Below are 19,909 nucleotides of genomic sequence, written 5' to 3'. Positions count from 1 at the left end.
GGCTTTAGTGATGATCCACCGTACTTGTAAGGCTGTGCTTGCTGACGATGAGCCGATACTATGCCACCATCTTAATCAGCTACTGGCTGAGGTATGGCCAACGCTTGAAGTGGTAGCGACTGCTGCTAATGGTGAGCAAGCATTAGCAGCAATTACACACCATCTGCCGGATATTGTATTTTTGGATATTCGGATGCCAAAACTCAGTGGGATCGAGGTTGCACGTGAGTTACTTCATTTACCCAAAATTCCATTGGTGGTCTTTATCACTGCGTACGATGAATATGCTCTGAGCGCATTTGAAACCAATGCGATTGACTATTTGCTTAAACCGCTGTCACTGTCACGCTTAGTGCTCTGCTGTGAAAAATTGCAGCGACAATGGTCCTTTTGTCATGCTCCGCAGGCTGATTTGAATCAATTATTGTCGCAATTTGAACAGATTACAGGGGGGAGGGTGCAATACCCACTTTGGTTAAAAGCCAGTAAAAGGGAAGAGATTCACCTGATTTCAGTGAGTGATGTACTGTATGTGAAAGCACAGGATAAATATTTATCGCTGTACAAAAGTGATGGCACGACAATCCAAGAGTATTTATTGCGATCTTCGTTGAAAGAGTTGACTACCCAGCTAGATCCTAACCAGTTTTGGCAAATTCATCGCTCATTGGTGGTTAATATTGCGAAAATTAATAAAGTTAAGCGTGATTTTAACGGCAAAATGTGGGTGCACATTGACTCTGCAGTGCTACCCGTTAGTCGAGCATTACAACACTTATTTAAAGTGAGTTGATCCAATCTATTCCCTTCCTACTTGAAGTCGCCGCGGTGTTGTAGTGCTCAAGTAAAATTGGCTACGTTCATTCACCCCAATCACATAGTTTGCCTATGCTCATGGGGACTCACTTACCGCCTACCTGCAACTCCAAGTCGTTTGGGTATACCTACCGTACTTTATGGCTCATTTCTGTTTGGCTAACCAATCGATTCTACCCGTAGTTAACCTTTGCCTTGGTGCCGATTTGATAAGTGGGTAAAGGGGGATTTATCTTGTTCTCCGCTCATAATTTAGTCATGCAGCACCCCATAAAGTAGTCTATAAGTTTAGGTGCAAAGGCAGACGCTTGCTATGAGAAACGGCAGTGTCGGTTTGTATTCACTTACCCTCATCACAGAGCGTTCTATGTTGATTGAGATTGGCTCATTGGATGCTGACTCGCAGCACCAAGTTACCCGATAGGTGTGAATTGCTACTAAGATTACAGCGCGATAAAAATCAGCGTTGTGATCACTATCATCAGAACAGCCAGGGGGCAATATGGAGTCTCAAGTCGTCACTCAACCAGTCATCGTCAAAGGTTTATCAGGGGAAGTGTTAGTCGTTAATGCGCAGGGGCAAGCGCGCAAGGTTAGCCAAGGTGATGTATTGCAATCGGGGGACATTATCATTGCCGCCAACCTTGGCGAGTTGCTGTTGCAAAATGCATCCACGCAACAGGATATTTCCCCAGATGTCGCTCAGCTTGATGTGACCAATGTTGATGAACAAACGATCGCAGCAATCCAACAAGCCATCTTAGATGGGGTTGACCCAACGGTTGCCTTACAAGAGGCTGCTGCAGGGGTGGCTGCTGCAGGGTCGGCCAATAATGGTGGGATCACCATTGATAGCCTGCACCCAGAAGTGTTGGCGAGTACCGTATTTGATACCCATGCTTTAACTTCACAAATTTTGTCGAGTACACGGCGTGGCGGCAACTTACTACGTTTTGCTGAAGGCGGTGAAACTCTTAACGCACAAGTGAGCGAAGGATCTTTGCAGCTCGGAACGTATCCGCAGATCTCTAGCGTAACAGCTTTAATTAGTGCTGGTAGTTTGGCTTTGTTGCCCGGATCTTTTGTTCCTGTCCCCTCTTTTTTGACGGCGTTGTTGGCAGAGCTCAACAGCGACATCACTTCCTCTGGCCAGCCAGTTCAGTTTTATTATGATGCGGCAACGAACACGATTATTGGTGAGCAAAATGGCACTGAAGTACTGAGTATTACCATCTCCGCTCAATCGGTTGGACGTGATCTCAACCTGACGATTACCACTACGCTTAGCCAGCCCATTGATCACCTACCAGGGGTTGGTGCTGGATTAGTCTCAATTAAAGGCGATCAAATTGCGATTGCGCTGCAGTTAACTGGCACCGACAGTAATGGTAATGCTATCCGAGCGCCAATCACTATGGATATTGCGATTAATGATGGTCGTGTGCCGGTGATGGTTGATGAGCCGACTCTCAGTTTGCATGAAAATGATCTGTCAGTTGGCTCGGATCAAACAGACTCATTGACGGTCTCCGGTCAGTTTGAGCCTCAGCTGGGGTCAGATCGCGTCGCCTCTTATCAAATCGATCCGAATAGTGCCAATCCAATCGCCGGATTGACCTCACAAGGTGCCGCTGTGATCTTAGGTGAGCCGACCATAATTAATGGTAACCGAGTTTACCAAGCCACTGCTGATGGTCGCGATATTTTCCAATTAACCCTGAATGCGGATGGCAGTTATCGATTTGTATTACAAGGTTCGCTGGATCATGCGGCGGGCAGTGATGTGCTTAGTATTCGTTTGCCGATTGTGGCGCAGGATTATGACAATGACCGTTCAGCACCCGGTTCTCTCACCATTCAAATTCAAGATGATCAGCCAAACATTATGGGAGTTGAGCCGCTAACTGTGGTCGAACAATCGCTGACAACAGGCTCGCTTCCTAGTGGCGCCGGTTTGTTGGCTGAGGGGCATTTCACTACTATTCAAGGCTCTGATCGAGTGGTTTCGTACCGTCTTGAAAATTTGACTGATGCGATAGCTGGCCTGACATCTAAGGGAGTGGCCGTTACGTTGAGTGAGTCGCTGGATGCAAATGGCAATTACCATTACACCGCCAGCGCTGGCAGCGAAATTCTATTTAGTTTGCAGCTTAACCAGGATGGGAGTTACCGTTTTATCCTGCAAGGAACGTTGGATCATGCGCTGGTTCTGGACCAACTGTTGGTCAATTTCACCGTGGTCGCGACCGATTTTGATGGCGATAAAACCAGTGTCACGCTGCCGGTGACCATTGTCGATGATAAACCGACCATTAATGGGGTGCAGGCGCTGTCGCTGAGTGAAGATGATTTAGTGCAAGGCTCGGATGTGAGCCAAGAGCCACTCAGTGCTACGGGTCAATTTAGCGTGGTGCAAGGGGCGGATCGAGTGGTGAGTTACCAGCTCGACAGCAGCGTCAATCCGGTACAAGGCTTAACTTCCCATGGCGTGGCGGTCACGCTGTCGGCTCCGCTCGCCGATAGCAATGGCAATCTGACTTACACCGCCAGTGCGGGTGACAGTGCGGTGTTTAGTTTGGTGCTCAATACTAATGGCAGTTATACCTTTACTTTGCTTGGCGTGGTGGATCACTCGGTGGGTAGTGATAGCCAGCTATTGAACTTTACCGTGCAAGCGACTGATTTTGATGGCGATAAAACCAGTATCACGCTGCCAGTCACTATCACCGATGATAAACCGCTCATTAATGGGGTGCAGGCGCTGTCGCTCAGTGAAGATGATTTGGCGCAAGGCTCGGATGTGAGCCAAGAGTCGCTCAGTGCCAGCGGCCAATTTAGCGTAGTGCAAGGGGCGGATCGGGTGGTGAGTTACCAGCTCGATAGCAGCGTCAATCCAGTGCAAGGCTTAACTTCCCATGGCGTCGCGGTCACGCTGTCGGCTCCGGTTGCCGATAGCAATGGCAATCTGACTTACACCGCCAGCGCGGGTGACAGTGCGGTGTTTAGTTTGGTGCTCAATACTAATGGCAGTTACGCGTTTACCTTGCTTGGGGTAGTGGATCAGGCGCTTGGCAGCGATAGCCAGTTATTGAACTTTAGCGTGGTCGCCACCGACTTTGATGGTGATAAAACCAGTGTCACGCTGCCGGTGACTATCCTTGACGATAAACCGACCATTAATGGAGTACAGGCGCTGTCGCTGAGTGAAGATGATTTGGCGCAAGGCTCGGATGTGAGCAAAGAGTCGCTCAGTGCCACAGGCCAATTTAGCGTAGTGCAAGGGGCGGATCGGGTGGTCAGTTACCAGCTCGATAGCAGCGTCAACCCCGTACAGGGCTTAACTTCCCATGGCGTGGCGGTCACGCTGTCGGCTCCGGTTGCCGATAGCAATGGCAATCTGACTTACACTGCCAGCGCGGGTGACAATCCGGTGTTTAGTTTGGTGCTCAATACTAATGGCAGTTACGCGTTTACCTTGCTTGGGGTAGTGGATCATGCGCTTGGCAGCGATAGCCAGCTATTGAACTTTACCGTGCAAGCGACTGATTTTGATGGCGATAAAACCAGTGTCACGCTGCCGGTGACTATTCTTGATGATAAACCAACCATTAATGGGGTACAGGCGCTGTCGCTCAGTGAAGATGATTTAGCGCAAGGCTCGGATGTGAGCAAAGAGTCGCTCAGTGCTACGGGTCAATTTAGCGTAGTGCAAGGGGCGGATCGAGTGGTGAGTTACCAGCTCGACAGCAGCGTCAATCCGGTACAAGGCTTAACTTCCCATGGCGTGGCGGTCACGCTGTCGGCTCCGGTTGCCGATAGCAATGGCAATCTGACTTACACCGCCAGCGCCGGAGGCAGCTCGGTATTTAGTTTGGTGCTCAATACCAATGGCAGTTATACCTTTACTTTGCTTGGGGTGGTGGATCATGCGCTTGGCAGCGATAGCCAGCTATTGAACTTTAGCGTGGTCGCGATCGATTTTGATGGCGATAAAACCAGTATCACGCTGCCGGTGACTATTCTTGATGATAAACCAACCATTAATGGGGTACAGGCGCTGTCGCTCAGTGAAGATGATTTAGCGCAAGGCTCGGATGTGAGCCAAGAGCCACTCAGTGCTACGGGTCAATTTAGCGTAGTGCAAGGGGCGGATCGGGTGGTGAGTTACCAGCTCGATAGCAGCGTCAATCCAGTGCAAGGCTTAACTTCCCATGGCGTGGCGGTCACGCTGTCGGCTCCGGTTGCGGATAGCGATGGTAATCTGACTTACACCGCCAGTGCGGGTGACAGTGCGGTGTTTAGTTTGGTGCTCAATACTAATGGCAGTTACACCTTTACCTTGCTCGGGGTGGTCGATCAGGCGCTTGGTAGTGATAGCCAGCTATTGAACTTTAAAGTGCAAGCCACCGATTTTGATGGCGATAAAACCAGTATCACGCTGCCAGTCACTATCACCGATGATAAACCAACCATTAATGGGGTGCAGGCGCTGTCGCTGAGTGAAGATGATTTGGCGCAAGGCTCGGATGTGAGCCAAGAGCCACTCAGTGCCAGCGGCCAATTTAGCGTAGTGCAAGGGGCGGATCGGGTGGTCAGTTATCAGCTCGACAGCAGCGTTAATCCGGTACAAGGCTTAACTTGCCATGGGGTCGCGGTGACACTCTCCACTCCCGTTGCGGATAGTAATGGTAATCTGACTTACACCGCCAGTGCGGGTGACAGTGCGGTGTTTAGTTTGGTGCTCAATACTAATGGCAGTTACACCTTTACCTTGCTCGGGGTGGTCGATCAGGCGCTTGGCAGCGATAGCCAGTTATTGAACTTTACCGTGCAGGCGACCGATTTTGATGGCGATAAAACCAGTGTCACGCTGCCGGTGACTATTCTTGATGATAAACCGACTATTAATGAGGTACAGGCGCTGTCGCTGAGTGAAGATGATTTGGCGCAAGGCTCGGATGTGAGCCAAGAGCCACTCAGTGCCAGCGGTCAATTTAGCGTAGTGCAAGGGGCGGATCGAGTGGTGAGTTACCAGCTCGACAGCAGCGTCAATCCGGTACAAGGCTTAACTTCCCATGGCGTGGCGGTGACACTCTCCACTCCGGTCGCCGATAGCAATGGCAATCTGACTTACACCGCCAGCGCCGGAGGCAGCTCGGTATTTAGTTTGGTGCTCAATACTAATGGCAGTTATACCTTTACCCTGCTTGGGGTGGTGGATCATGCGCTTGGCAGCGATAGCCAGCTATTGAACTTTAGCGTGGTCGCGATCGATTTTGATGGCGATAAAACCAGTATCACGCTGCCGGTGACTATCACCGATGATAAACCGCTCATTAACGCAGCAGAGTCATTATCAGTGAGTGAAGATGACTTAGTGAAAGGTTCCGACAGCAGTAAGGAGCCATTAACAGCCACTGGCCAATTCACCACCACTCAAGGTGCGGATCATGTGGTTGCTTATACTTTGAACCCGACGGCGAATCCATTAGCCGGCGTGACCTCTGGCGGTCAAACCTTAAGCTTAACCGATCGGATCGATGCCAGTGGCAACCATATCTACTCGGCGAGTAAGCCAGATGGCAATGTTATTTTCACCTTGCAGCTCAATGTTAATGGCAGTTATTTATTCACGTTATCTGGACCGTTGGATCACGCGGTCAACAGTGATCAATTACTGCTTAATTTCAATGTACTTGCCACCGATTATGATGGTGATAGCTCAACGATGGTATTGCCAGTCACGGTATTGGATGACAAACCGCTGGTGCTCAGCGCACAAGCCTTGTCGGTGAATGAAGATGATTTGGCTTCGGGAACCGATCAAACCAAAGAAGCCACCACAGTATCAGGGCAGTTTACCACCACTCCAGGTGCAGATGGTGTTATTTATCAACTGGATACCAGTGCAGGCCGTGATACGGGATTAACGTCACAAGGCCAACCCATCGTATGGGGTACGCCAACCATTAATGGTCAAACTTATACTTACCAAGCGATCGCCAATGGCGTGGTTATTTTTAGCTTAGTGCTGCGAGCTGATGGCAGCTATAACTTTACTTTAACGGGTGCCTTGGATCATCCGCTCAATGCCACTCAACTGACGTTGAATATTCCAGTATTTGCCCAAGATTTTGATGGTGATCGCTCGTCAATCCTGTTGCCAGTGACCATTGTTGATGATGTGCCAATCTTGTATGACAAAAATATTGCCCTGCAAGAAAGCGCGGCGGTGCAATCGGTCAACATGTTCTCACGTGATAATAATTTGAGTGCGGATACTCAAGGTGCAGATCGTGGGGTGATCACCCAATTCAGTGCGGTGGATAGCGTAGGACGCGATATTCAATTCCGTGATGGCAATCAATTGCTGAATGATGTGCAGCTCAATGGTGCGTCGAAAACCGTCACAGTGGTGGAAATCATCAATGGCGTGAGCCGCGATCTCGGTAGCTTAACGATTCAACCGAATGGTACTGCAAGTTTCAAACCAGTGGCTCAGTTGCAACATGCTGAAGGTAATGACATTAAATTTACCGTTAATGTCACAGGAACCGATTACGATCGGGATACCTCAACCGAGCAACTGAACATCACGATCTCGGATCAGAAAGCGACTATCACCCAGCAAAAATTTATTGGTTATGAAGATCAAGGACATGCGGCAGTACTGAACACTGTTCCGGTTGGTGAGCAAAGTAATACTCAAGATAATTTGGGTGGTCTAACTGGCGATGCGTTGAAATTAGCCTTACAGATCAACCTCTACGATGTCGACCAAGTGGAAAGTTTAGGCAATGTTTCGATCTTGAATCCTAACAGTCTCGCGGGCGATTTCTATTATCTCAATGCAAGTAATCAATTGATCAAATTGGAGGTGGATCCCGTCAGTGGTCGAGTGGTGTTGCCAGCTGCACTCGTGCAGCAGTCGCTCAATGGAAGCATCGCGACCGTCAATAACCTTTATTTTGTACCTGATCGCCATACATCGACCGATAACAATGGCATGAGTGCTTCAGTCAGTGTTGATATTCTACATAATGGGGTTCGCGATCATACTGCGAGCGGTACGATGCGGATTGAAATTGAAAGCGTAGCCGATATTGCCACTTGGAAAAGCAGCAGCGTATTTTACTATGATGGCCAGGAAGATAGTCGCCATGTGGCGCTGAACATTAGTGCAGAAACGCAAGACAGTAGTAGCCCCGAAACGATCACTTATCAACTGCGCTTCACCGAAAATGGTCAGCATGCCAAATTGGTCTACAGCGATGGTTCACCTATCCCGAGTACTACCGATGCCAGTGGTACTTACTATGTGGTCGCGGCGAGCAAAATTAGCCAAGTGCAGGTTGATCCAAGCGATAATTTATCCGGTCAAATCAAACTGGATGTGACGGCAATAAGCCAAGAACTGACCAATTTTGTGACGGGTAAACAGACCGCGCAATCGGAAATCAAGCAGATCGTGATTGATGTCGCCCCAGATGCGGATCGTGGTAGCTTTACGGTCAATCGCATTTCGATTTTCGAGGATAATGCGGCCAGTCAAAATGCGCTCGATCCAAGGGTAGATCACGATCCTTTGCTGCTTAGTGAAGTGATTCGCATGACCGGCTCTGCGGACATTGATGGTTCCGAAACGCTGTTTGTACGCTTGTCGGACTTTACCGACAGCGGTGCAACGCTGGTTTGGCTGGGGGCGGGAGCGAGCCCGATCACGCTTGGAACCTATCCTAATGGCACTACTTATTATGAAATTCCACAGAGTGTACTGGCACAAGTGGAAGTTTTACCCACAGCGCACAGTAACCAAGACTTTTCGTTTGTCGTACAAGGCATCGTTAAAGACACCGCCAATTTATCGACGGGTCAAGTACAGGATATTGAATCCTTGGGCAGTAAAACTGTGTATGTGGCGGTGAAAGGGGTCGCTGATTTGCCCGTGATCGAATCGATAGGCGGTAATCACTGGCAAGGATTCAATGATGGCACTCATCAAGGTGTGATGGTGACCGTTAAGGAAGACAGCACGGTCGATCTCAATTTCACGATTCTTTCGGGAGAGCTAGCGCAAAGCCCAAGCGATCACTCAGAGACGATTTCCGTGTTGCTTTCCAATATCCCCGATGGAGTCAAACTGTTTGACAGTGATGGCCGTAGTGTGGATTTGGTGTTCGCAGGTTATGATAGTCAGCAAAAACCCACCTACCAAGCGAATATGACGGTTGCGCAAGTGATCACCGGAATTCAGGTTCAGCCGACCGCATCGTCTACCAAAAATATTGATATTACCGCGACAGTGATAGTGACGGAAGACGATGGTCATGTGCGCCAAGTGCAAAATACCATTCGTATTTTGGTCGAGCCAAAAATTGATATGGTTGAGAACTATCACAATGCTGTGGTAGGTAATGAAGACACTCGGATCAACGTCAACTGGGTGCCACAAAATAGCGCAGGGAATATTCAGTATCCAGATGGGCAAGAGTATTTCAGTCGCGTCGAAATTTCCGGGTTCCCAGTGGGTAGCCAAGTTTGGGTTAATAATCAGCCGGTCACTTTAGTCAATGGCGTACTGGTGCTTACCCCAGCCGCAGGACAATCGGAGGTCAATTTCTCCAATCAAGTGATGGCCGCAGGTTATATTCAAGTGCTGCCGCCGCATAATTCGAGTACTGATTTTAGTTTAACCACGGTGTTGACCGTTAAAGAGCAAGATCACGAATATGTCAATGCCACGAACTCAGGGCAAGGTATTACTGAGCAAGTGATCCACGGCTCGGTTGCGGTGAAAGTCAATCCGATTGCGGAATCGGATGGGCTGCTTGTGATCGAAAATAGTGGGCATGTCACCCAAGTGGTACAAGCAGATGCCAATGGCCGGATTGATTTCACCATCAATGATGCTACTGGCGGTCAGTTGGGCGCCAATGTGATCCGCTTTGATAACTTAGACAGCAATACGGCTGGCGGTTATCAATCGATGGAGTTGGTTGACCAACTGGTGGTGAGTTTTGGCAACCTGTCACAACAGGTACTGGATCAGTTATTCATTACAGGGGCCATCAATAACGGTGACGGCACTTGGACCATTACCAATGAGGCGGATTTTAGCATCAAAGCGCCCAATGGCTTGGTTTATAGCAGCAATAATGATCCCGATGGTAATGGCTTCAATGAGATAAAAATTACCATTAGCGCCAAAGTGTATGACCAAGGTGAAGATAGCCGTGAGGCGAAAATCACGCAATTGGCGATCACGTCACTGACATTAAGCTTCCCGACCGTGGTGACGGGTAACCACAGCGTAGCCGCCGAGCTTAATTGGGTCGGTAATGCGGATGATTTAGTGATTGGTCAGGAAGATAAACCGATTGATTTGGGGCTACAGATCCAAGAGAAATTGATGCTCAACCCCATCGGGGTCGATAGCGTGGCTGATGAATTGAGTCTCGTGATTAAGGTCAGTGATCTGCCGGCTGGCGCCTCAATTGTCGGCCAAGATTTCAACTTTGTTGATGGCCAGTACGTGTTTAAAGGTACCTTACAGGCGGATGGTTCCATTTCTGGCTTGCAAGGACTGGTGCTGATCCCGCCCCGTGATTATGCCGGTGATTTTAAACTGCCGATCACCTTCGTCACCACGGATCCTCAATCGGGGGATGAGCAGCGCATGACAGCGCAAGTTGCGATTGCGATTGCGCCGCAGGCGGATGTGCCAAGTAGTGCCGGTGATCAGCCACTGGATAATAACCTAACGCCAGCGGTGAGCCTGCAAGTGAAGGGAACTCTAGGACTGGATGCCGATCATCAGCCAACCGATCTGGCTCATGATACGCCAACCCAAGATGGTATTGCTTATGAAGATGGGATTGTCCAGCTCAATCTCGCGATTGACTTGGCCGACAGCCTTAACCTTACCACTCAAGGCCAAGAGGTGTTGAGTGAAGTCATTTTGACTCTCAGCGACAGTCATGCTGGCGTATTTGTTGATGCGAATGGACAAAGTTTGGGTAGCAGCCTGACTCTGACTCAGAGCGAGTTGCCTGCTGCGCTTAGCAATATTTACTTTAAACCGGCGGCTAATTACCCAAGTGGTAATGCTCAGCATACGGTGCAAATTAACGTAAGTGGCAAAATTACCGACAGTACGGTATTTGATGAAACGAACGCCAGCTCACAAGGCGTACCTAGCAGTGATGCTGGCAAAACCTTTAGCTCGCAAGTGAGTTTTGAGGTCAAACCGGTCGTCGATAATATTGATTTTAATTCCGGTGCTGCACTGGCCGTGACTGGGATTGAAGATGGTTGGATTGCGTTGGCGGATCAAGCCGGTGGCCTGAAGGTGAGTCTGACGGATGTTGATGGTTCAGAGCAATTTGTTTCGTTAGTACTGACTGGATTGCCAACCGATTTTCTGGTCAAGTCGCTCTCGAGCGATTATGCGGTGAAAAATAGCGGCGCTGGAGAATGGAGCGTGCAGATCCGTAATCCGAGCTTAACCAGCTTAGATCTCTCGGCATTGGCGATTAAACCAACTAAAGATTTTAGTGGCCAAGTGCAATTGGGGATCAAAGTCTTTACCCAAGAGACCTTGCTCGGTCAACCGGTTGAACACACCAGTCAACTCACGCTTAATATCACTCCTGTTGGCGATGAGATTGATATTGATCCCGCTACTAATGTGCAGGGTGATGAAGGTCAAGCGATCGAGATTGCGCTTAAAGCGCAGGTCCTCGACCAACGCGAGAGTTTACCGGGCGGCACTAACTATAGTGAAAACCATCCGGAAACCCTGCGAGTAGAGGTTTCCGGCGTGCCCGCGGGGGCATCATTGAGTTTGCTCGATGGCACACAGGCAACCAACCTTGGTGGTGGAGTATGGGTATTGTTCATTAATGCGCAGCAGTTGGATAAAGTCATTTTCAATTCTGGTGATAATAACCAACAAACCTGGGATGGGCAGTTGCACTTTACCGTGCAATCGGTCGACACCGGCTTAGCCGGCGATCAAAATCTTGGTGCTGCTCAGCAGTTTGATGTCACGGTTGCAGTGACGGCGGTTAATGATAAACCGGAACTGGATAGCAGCAATCTTACCACGCAGATCAGTGAGCTAGCGGCCCAAAAATTGACTGGCATTGTCGTGTCTGACGTGGACTATGTGGGCGCACATGCCAATGATGTGATGAGCGTAACCCTCAGTGTTAGCCAAGGTCTATTGAGTGTGCAAGCGCCAGTCAGTAGCTCTGTGGTGGTGAGTTATGCGCTTGATGGTAGTGTGGTGCTAGAAGGTAGCCCGCAGGCGATTAATGGATTATTGAATCATAGCGATCCTAGCTATGGGGTGTTTGTGGATGCGCGGGCAATTGCTGGTACCCAAATTGCGTTCACGGTCACGGTGCAAGATCGAGGGGTGTATTTTGAGAATGCGGCAGGCATCGCATTAGAAGAGAGCAAAACCTATCCGATTCAAGTGACACCGGTGGCTAATGCGCCAAGTTTGAGTCTCAATCCGAGCTTGAATTATGCACAGCAGATTTACGCCAACCAGAGTGTGAGCACGCAAGGTATTGCGCTGTTAGGGGCGATGGCGGCTTTGGTCGATCTACATGAAACGCTGAGTATTCGTGTCGATCATTTGCCTATCGGTGCGAGTTTAACCAGCACTAGCGGTCAGATCACTGAGGTGGGGAATGGAACCTGGGAGGCTTCTGCTGATGCGCTGCCTAATCTCAAAGTGGTGGGGTTAGAGGAAGGGGTACATAATCTTAGCTTGACGGCACTGACGACGGAAAGTGATGGTAGCCAAGCTCAATCCAGCAACTCGATTGATTACCGTATTGAAATTGCGCCGGATGGCAGTGATCTTGATCACCACAGTGCCACACAAAATAGCTTCGTGATCGCCGATCAGAGTGGCATAACCCTGGTCGCGGGCAGTGGCAATGACTATGTACAAGGTGGTGCTGGTGATGATGTGTTGATTGGCGGCTCTGGCAATGACATCTTGATTGGTGGTGCGGGCGCGGATCTGTTTAAGTGGACCGCAGACAGTACCAGTGATCAAGTCGATCGGATCCGGGATTTCACGCTTAATCAAGGCGATAGCATTGATTTGACCGATGTAGTGCAAGATCTTGGCAGTAATCTGTCGCTAGAACAAATCTTGACTAATCTCGGCGAGTCGAACCAACTGACCGCACAAGTGGTGAATAATGATCTTCAATTAGGCGTCACCACAGATAACAGCGTGCATCAAACCATAGTGATTGAAAATTTAGCGAGCCAGATTGATTTTAGCGGTATGAATTCGCTAGATATTATCAGTACCTTGCTGGATCAAAATGTCCTGCGGCACGACTAGTTAACTCGCGATAGTGTTGTACCACGTCAAACCGATCTCAGCCCCTGTAACATGGGGCTGTTTTTTTCTATTCAAGCCAAATTATCAATAGCTATCACCTCAGTTGTGGGGGGGTACATTTTGCAAACTTTGTTCTATAGTTCTCAACTGCTGAACATCTTGTCACCTGTCGAGAACGTGTGAGGATTACACATGACACTGACCATTTGGTTATCTTTGTTTACGATTTGTATTTTGGGCGCGATGTCACCAGGCCCGAGTTTGGCGATGGTGGCCAAACACAGCTTGGCCGGAGGGCGTAAAAATGGTTTGGCCGCGACTTGGGCACATGCGCTTGGCATTGGTGTCTATGCCTTTATTACCTTAATTGGTCTGGCGGTAGTGCTGCATCAATCGCCCCTGCTTTTTAAAACCATCAGTTATGTTGGCGCGGCCTATTTAGCGTATTTAGGCTGGAATGCCCTACGTTCTAAAGGTGGCGTGGCAGCAAAACTCGAATCAGGTATCGCAGTGTCGGTTTGGCAATCTGCCAGAGAAGGGCTGCTGATCGCTTTGCTGAGTCCAAAGATCGCGCTGTTTTTTATTGCGTTATTTAGTCAATACGTCATGGTTGGCTCTGATCTGAGCAGCAAAACCGTGATTGTCTTGACACCGCTGGTGGTCGATGGTCTGTGGTACAGCTTTATTAGCGTGATTTTATCTTCGCCACGCTTGCTCGATAGCTTGCGATCTCGCGCAGTATTGATCGATAGACTTTCCGGGATCGTATTAATTGCCTTGGCGCTGCGTGTGCTTTGGACGGCTTAGATGATGGGAAATGGGTTTGAGTGATGCTCAAACCCAAAGGCTATTGGTGGTCATTTATTCAGTGGGCAGCTCAATGGTATTGATATGCTTGAGCTGAGCCAATGGCAGCCAATGTACGATGACACCCGCTTGTAAAAACATCTCTTGGCTGACATTAATTTTATCGCCCCAACGAGATAAAAAATCGGTAGACTGCTCAGGGCAGTGTACGGCGGCGATTCCGGTTTGGATAATCTTAGCCGCGCAGTTAGGGCAAGGAAAATGAGTGACGTAAATTTCACAGCCATCCAGATCGCGTTTAGCAAACAAAATGGCGTTCTCTTCCGCATGCAGAGTTTTTAAATATTTCATATCACGATCATCGGTGCTGGCACTATCGGAAATACCGTGCGGATAACCGTTAAACCCCACTGAAACGATGCGATTTTGTTTGGTGATCACTGCGCCGACTTGGGTAGAAGGGTCTTTACTCCATGAACCCACTAATTCTGCCATCTGGAAAAAACGTTGTGCCCATTTTGAAATCATGTCGTTATTCCTCATTGATTATCGACCTTGCTATCGGATAAGTTTCTAAAGAGAGCATTGGCAGCGATACTATCACGATTTTTATACTCCGAGTCTATACCCTTAGCCTTTGAAAATGCTCACCTTGGCATTCTGCGGTCGAAGTGCAAGCTAGATTGATATGCTGCGTAGTCACTTGAATTGGCGGCCAGTTGCCTGTGATTTCAATCACATAAAGATTGGGGCCGCATCGAGCAAGATATTCTGAATTTAGGATGTGCATTGTGAGAAATTTCTTACAAGATTTGTAGGAAATATTATCTTTAGTTGAGTGGCAATTAAATGGTGCCGCATTTAATTAATTGATATTTATGTGCTTTTTATGGTTTTGTGCAAAATCAACGGATTAAAAATAGCAAACGGACATTGCTGAAATTTACCAATATCGTAAAGTGAATTGGTCAGCAGGAAGCAGACACGGAACAGGAAAGACCCAGGGATTGGTCATCTTCAGGATGAAGATTTCGATTGTTCAGGATGAATGGTCGGCAGGGAGAGCAAAGGACATTGGCTGGATGCTGCATAACTAGGATGGTTATCAACGGAAAGTCAATCGACAACTTAAAGGATTAAGCGAGTTCTGTCAGGATGACAGAGCAAGGGACACCGCTAGGAAGGCGATGAAACGGAATGCGCTGAAGGATACAGCAGACGATCAAGGAATAGATGCAGGGAGCACCTATCAGTAGCTGGATTGCTGCGAGTAAGAACAAAAACCCCACTAAGTGATTGCTTAGTGGGGTTTTCTTTTTGCTGCGGATTTGCAACCAAGCCCCTTTCCTGATCGCATTGTGTTAATATAACCACGTTGAACAAGGTTTGATGAGTTTCGGCTATGCAAATGCAAGTTCTGTCGGCTGAAGCTTTTCGTGGTATTGATTTAGGATGTCACTTATGAGTTTTTTTGAAAACATCTCGATCATCATGGTGCTGATTGCTGCCAGTTGCTTTTTTTCTATGTCGGAAATCTCCCTCGCCGCCGCACGTAAAATACGTTTGCGCCAAATGGCGGATGAAGGCGATGAGCGCGCCGAGCAAGTGTTGGCGTTGCAGGCTCATCCGGGCAATTTTTTCACTGTGGTCCAAATAGGCCTTAATGCGGTCGCGATTATGGGCGGGATTGTCGGTGAATCGGCGTTTACCCCTTATATTCGCTCACTGCTTGAAGGCGTAATCCCGAGTAACTGGTTAGGGCAAGCGAGTTTTATTTTGTCATTTATGCTGGTGACCAGTCTGTTTATTTTGATTGCTGATTTAATGCCTAAACGGATTGCCATGGCGATGCCTGAGCGGATTGCCGCTCAATTGGTTGGCGGTATGCTGATTTGTATTACCGTATTAAAGCCGATTGTGTGGTTATTTAATGGCTTCGCTAACGTACTGTTTCGGGCCTTGAGATTGCCGACTGAGCGCAATGACGAAATCACCTCAGATGATATTTACGCGGTGATGGATGCGGGGGCGGAAGCGGGAGTGCTGGATAAAGGCGAGCAACAGATGATGGAAAGCGTGTTTGAAATGCAGACCATTCCGGTTACGTCAGCTATGACTGCCCGTGAGAGCTTGGTTTTTCTGAGCTTGAATGACAGTGAAGAATTGATCAAACAGAAGATTTCGCAGCATCCACACAATAAGTTCTTAGTTTGTGATGGGCAATTAGATCTGATCAAAGGCTATGTCGATTCCAAAGCACTGTTGCTGCGGGTAATTAATGGCCAAGGTATGAACTTGAAAGAGAGTAACGTGGTGATCAGTTGCCCGATCATCCCAGATACTTTAAGCCTTTCCGAAGCGATGGAATACTTCAAAATTAATCGCGTCGATTTTGCGGTGGTGATGAACGAATACGCGCTGGTGGTTGGGGTTGTTACCTTTAACGATTTGCAAAGTGCGGTGATGGGCACTTGGGTTTTGGCTGAAGGTGAAGAGCAAATCGTGGCCCGCGACAGTAATTCTTGGTTAGTTGATGGGGTAACACCGATTACCGATGTGATGCGCGCATTTGAAATTGAATCATTCCCGCAGCAGCAAAACTACGAAACGATCGCCGGATTTATGATGTATATGCTGCGCAAAATTCCGCGCCGTACCGATTCAGTCGTCTATGCGGGTTATAAATTTGAAGTCGTCGATATTGATAATTATAAAGTTGACCAATTATTGGTCAGCCGTAGTGAGCCGCTCGAAGTGGCTGATAAGGAATAGAAACACCTTGAGACTTATTTTGCACCCACGCTTACACGCTCATCAACACACTTTATTCGGTATTGTGGCGATTTTGCTGTGGGGGAGCTTGATGGCTCTGACTCGTCGAGTGGCCGAAGAGTTTTCTCCGATTGGTGGCGCGGCGCTGATTTATACCGTCAGTAGCGTGTTTTTGCTGTTCACTATGGGTTTGCCTCGTTTAAAAACGGGTTCCATGCGTTATGTGCTCATCGGCGGCGCTTTATTTGTCAGCTACGAAATCTGTTTAGCGCTGGCGCTTGGTATGGCCAATGATCGATTACAGGCGATCGAAATGTCGGTGATTAACTACCTGTGGCCGGCACTCACCGTGTTGATCGCGGTATTGATCAGCCAGCGCGCGGTTAATCTGTGGGTCTATCCTAGTGTCGCTTTAGCTTTTGCGGGAGTCGCATGGACGATTGTGGCTGAGCAAGGTATTGCACTTAGTGATTTCACCGCGCGGGTCGCTACCAATCCTGCGGTGTATGCCATGGCCTTGAGTGGTGCTTTTATCTGGGCGATCTATTGCAATGTAACGCAGCGTTTAGCGCAGGGGCAAAATGCCATTGTTCTGTTTTTTGCCGCGACGGCTGCAACCCTGTGGATTCAATATGCTGTGAGTGATGAGCCAGCGCTGAGTTTTTCTGTATCGGGCGTTGCCACTTTACTGTTAACCGGGATGGTGATGGGCAGTGGTTACGCCTTATGGAATGTGGCGATTTTACGCGGCAATATGCTGTTGCTAGCCACATTGTCTTACTTTACTCCCGTGATTTCGACGATTTTTTCATCGCTTATATTGGGAGTTGTGCTGGGTTTGAATTTTTGGCAAGGCGTGGTGATGGTTACGCTTGGATCTTTGCTTTGCTGGTGGGCGACGCGTCACTCTGCTTCGGCTGAGCAAGATGTTGGCTCTGCACACCTCAACCATGATGCAACCGATCAGGCTAGTCAATCCAATTAGTGTTACTGCTGAGTGCTGTACAAATTCACGGCAAATGAGGTGAAAGTAGCGTTTCTGGGCAAACAATCACGGGTAATACTATCAACTCACCTTGTTTTTGGTTTACTCTTGGCAGCATTGCCCGAATACAAGAAGTAATACGGAGACCATGATGGCACACAACTGGGATGAATACGCTGCAACTTGGGAACAAAACCATGTAAATCATGTATTTGTTCAGGGCGCATTCCAACAATTGACCCAAATCCTTGCTGTGCAAGATAAGCATGTGCTGGATTTAGGTTGTGGCAGCGGGCTGTTGAGCCAGCTACTGTCTCCTTTGGCTCGTGACATCGTGGCACTTGATTCCTCAGAAGCGATGATTGAAGAGCTGGATCGTAAAGAATTACGCAATGTAGAGCCAGTGGTTGATTCCTTGACTCGAGGTTTGGTCGCACAACATCCGGCCTTTCGTAAGCAATTTGATTTGGTGGTCGCCTCATCGGTGTGCGCGTTTTTACCTAATCTATCCGATGTTGTTGATATTATCTTCACTCTGCTCGATCAAGGTGGCTATTTTGTACATTTTGATTGGTCATCGGCTCTATCAGACTCGCTTGAGGGCTGCTTAAGTGAAACGGAAATGGCAGCAATATTAAGCCATGCTGGTTTTTCGAGCGTAGAAACGGCCTTTGCTTTTGATGTGGCAACCGAACAAGGTACTCGGTCGGTAATGGTTGGTATTGCTCGTAAATAAGCTCGCGACCAATGCATTGTACTAATCGCATTGAGTCTCGAGCGTTACTGGATACGAGGGTGGTGAAATCCTAAGGTTATAGCATGACCAAACTGGCGGTGCCGAGGAAAGTGAAAAAGCCAACCACGTCGGTAACTGTAGTTAGGATCACCGATCCTGCTAGTGCCGGATCAAGTTTGAATTTATCCAAAATGATTGGGATCAGTACCCCAAACAGTGCGGCGGTGGTAATGTTGACCACAATCGCCAGAGCAATGGTCGCGCCGATCAGTGGTTGCTGGAACCAAAGTGCCGCGATAGCGCCGATAATCACTGCCCATACCACGCCATTAATTGATCCAATCCCCAACTCATTTTTTAGTAAAGCGAATCGGTTACCGACCGAGATCTGATTGAGTGCCATTGCTCGCACCATTAAGGTTAAGGTTTGGCTACCGGCAATTCCGCCCATCGAGGCAACAATCGGCATCAGAACCGCAAGAGCCACTACTTGAGAGATCACATCTTCAAATAAGCCAATCGTGATCGAGGCAAGAATCGCTGTCAGCAGATTAATCCCAAGCCATACTCCGCGCTTTTTAGAACTTTTGATGACAGGAGCAAACAGGTCATCGCCTTCATCCATACCTGTACCGGCCATCAGGCGAGCTTCATACTGCTCACGTTGCACGCTAAGTGCAAAGCGCCAATCGAGCTCTCCAATTAAGGTATCATCATCACTCAATACTGGAACAATCGGTAACATCGTGTGCTCTAGGGCATCAACCGCATCGGATAATGTTTGCTGCGCATTGAGTGTAATTAACTCTTCCTTGCATAAGCTATTGAGCTGCTTTGTATTTTCTGCTTGTAATACATCACTAAAGCTGACTAATCCGCGAAATTTCTTATTTTTATTGATCAGATAAATGTATTGCGGCGAGTCGTAGTGGTACTTATCAAGCAGCATTTTTGCGCGCTGCACCGTGAGGCTAAAAGGCAAGGTATACACTTTACGATCTGCCCAATGGCCGATTTCATGATCGGCAAACTCATTGGCTTGATCGTACAGTTCAAGCTCATCACGACTGATCAGGCTTAGCGCTTCACTCACGATCTCATCGGGCAGTGAATCTTCCCATTCGATCAGCGAAAGGTTATCCAACTTCGCGAGGGTAAGTTTCAACTCAATTTCAGAGAGCGCATTAATGACCGAAAAACGCACCTCGGCACGCATTTCGGTCAGCACGTCAATGTGCATTTCCAGCGGTAAACTACGCCATAAACGTACCCGCTGTTCGACCGGAAATGCTTCTAAGATCAGTGCCAATGAACCTTGATCTAAGCCATTTTCCAGCATATTGCCGAGTAAATGGGTTTGCTCTGCTTCTTCGGCGGTGGCAAGCTGTTCAATTTGTTGAGATAACTCTTGGTATTCGCTCAA

8 protein-coding genes are annotated in these 19,909 nt (G+C 48.4%); 6 read left to right on the top strand and 2 right to left on the bottom strand.

Annotated features, from left to right (window positions below):
* Positions 1 to 10: 10 nt before the first annotated feature.
* The 3 genes from G7083_RS12005 to G7083_RS11995 all read left to right on the top strand — a co-directional run bounded on the left by G7083_RS12005 (position 11) and on the right by G7083_RS11995 (position 13,993).
* Positions 11 to 793: a LytTR family DNA-binding domain-containing protein gene (locus G7083_RS12005; RefSeq protein ID WP_166015082.1), complete on the top strand. Its 783-nt coding sequence runs from the start codon at positions 11 to 13 to the stop codon at positions 791 to 793.
* 525 nt (positions 794 to 1,318) lie between these two features.
* Positions 1,319 to 13,186, top strand: a complete 11,868-nt coding sequence (locus G7083_RS12000) for a retention module-containing protein (RefSeq protein WP_166015081.1) — start codon at positions 1,319 to 1,321, stop codon at positions 13,184 to 13,186.
* A 192-nt stretch (positions 13,187 to 13,378) separates the two neighbouring features.
* A complete protein-coding gene (locus tag G7083_RS11995) occupies positions 13,379 to 13,993 on the top strand; it encodes a LysE family translocator (RefSeq protein WP_166015080.1) in 615 nt (204 codons plus the stop codon).
* A 54-nt stretch (positions 13,994 to 14,047) separates the two neighbouring features.
* Here G7083_RS11995 and G7083_RS11990 read toward each other — a convergent pair whose 3' ends face one another.
* Positions 14,048 to 14,521, bottom strand: a complete 474-nt coding sequence (locus tag G7083_RS11990) for a cytidine/deoxycytidylate deaminase family protein (RefSeq protein ID WP_166015079.1) — start codon at positions 14,519 to 14,521, stop codon at positions 14,048 to 14,050.
* Positions 14,522 to 15,454: 933 nt separating this feature from the next.
* Here G7083_RS11990 and G7083_RS11985 point away from each other — a divergent pair.
* The 3 genes from G7083_RS11985 to G7083_RS11975 all read left to right on the top strand — a co-directional run bounded on the left by G7083_RS11985 (position 15,455) and on the right by G7083_RS11975 (position 18,486).
* Positions 15,455 to 16,765, top strand: a complete 1,311-nt coding sequence (locus tag G7083_RS11985) for a hemolysin family protein (protein WP_166015078.1) — start codon at positions 15,455 to 15,457, stop codon at positions 16,763 to 16,765.
* A gap of 19 nt (positions 16,766 to 16,784) precedes the next feature.
* The gene (gene yddG / locus G7083_RS11980) at positions 16,785 to 17,750 is read left to right on the top strand and encodes an aromatic amino acid DMT transporter YddG (RefSeq protein WP_277347147.1); all 966 of its coding nucleotides are present in this window, start codon (positions 16,785 to 16,787) and stop codon (positions 17,748 to 17,750) included.
* 151 nt (positions 17,751 to 17,901) lie between these two features.
* The gene (locus tag G7083_RS11975) at positions 17,902 to 18,486 is read left to right on the top strand and encodes a methyltransferase (RefSeq protein ID WP_166015076.1); all 585 of its coding nucleotides are present in this window, start codon (positions 17,902 to 17,904) and stop codon (positions 18,484 to 18,486) included.
* A gap of 76 nt (positions 18,487 to 18,562) precedes the next feature.
* On the opposite strand, the gene G7083_RS11970 is transcribed toward G7083_RS11975, so the two are convergent.
* Positions 18,563 to 19,909 (bottom strand): magnesium transporter, encoded by a 1,347-nt coding sequence (locus G7083_RS11970; protein WP_166015075.1) that lies wholly within the window; start codon positions 19,907 to 19,909, stop codon positions 18,563 to 18,565.

The organism is Vibrio sp. HDW18 (assembly GCF_011306175.1).
Classification (GTDB): domain Bacteria; phylum Pseudomonadota; class Gammaproteobacteria; order Enterobacterales; family Vibrionaceae; genus Vibrio; species Vibrio chanodichtyis.
The sequence above is the reverse complement of the archived record's forward strand: the minus strand, read 5'-3'. Positions and strand labels throughout refer to the sequence as shown.

Bases quoted from the DNA above. Each gene is read 5' to 3' on its own strand.
- G7083_RS12005 (WP_166015082.1), top strand. From the start codon at position 11: ATGATCCACCGTACTTGTAAGGCTGTGCTTGCTGACGATGAGCCGATA.
- G7083_RS12000 (WP_166015081.1), top strand. From the start codon at position 1,319: ATGGAGTCTCAAGTCGTCACTCAACCAGTCATCGTCAAAGGTTTATCA.
- G7083_RS11995 (WP_166015080.1), top strand. From the start codon at position 13,379: ATGACACTGACCATTTGGTTATCTTTGTTTACGATTTGTATTTTGGGC.
- G7083_RS11990 (WP_166015079.1), bottom strand. From the start codon at position 14,521: ATGATTTCAAAATGGGCACAACGTTTTTTCCAGATGGCAGAATTAGTG.
- G7083_RS11985 (WP_166015078.1), top strand. From the start codon at position 15,455: ATGAGTTTTTTTGAAAACATCTCGATCATCATGGTGCTGATTGCTGCC.
- G7083_RS11975 (WP_166015076.1), top strand. From the start codon at position 17,902: ATGGCACACAACTGGGATGAATACGCTGCAACTTGGGAACAAAACCAT.